Source organism: Mesorhizobium sp. M8A.F.Ca.ET.165.01.1.1 (assembly GCF_004792065.1).
GTDB lineage: Bacteria > Pseudomonadota > Alphaproteobacteria > Rhizobiales > Rhizobiaceae > Mesorhizobium.
In genome coordinates this window covers 1-278 of the sequence record NZ_SRTH01000284.1, presented here as the reverse complement: position 1 = coordinate 278, position 278 = coordinate 1, and the positions used below count along the sequence as shown (strand labels likewise).

Annotated in this window: 1 pseudogene; it reads left to right on the top strand. The window is 59.7% G+C overall.

Going from position 1 to position 278, the window contains the following annotated elements:
• Positions 1 to 177: 177 nt before the first annotated feature.
• Positions 178 to 278: pseudogene (locus EN808_RS37560) on the top strand (SMC-Scp complex subunit ScpB); the annotation flags it as partial.

Genomic DNA, 278 nt, shown 5'->3' with positions numbered 1-278 from the left:
CGTCCTTCAGCCAGATGCGGAATTGCAGGATGGAAATCTCATCCTCCGAGGCTGCCGCCTCTCCGGCAGTTTTCGTCGCTGCCCGTTTTGCCCTTTTCAAATCCGCCGGCCCCGTCAAGATTCAACGGTGACGACATACTTCGTTCCAGCCCGCCCCACAAATCCTCATGCTCCCCCAGTCCGCAGCCTGGTGCGCCCTACACTTATGTCACGACGAAAACCTTCCTCTCGCACTTCGGGTTCGACACGCTGCGCGACCTGCCGGATTTCGAGGCGCT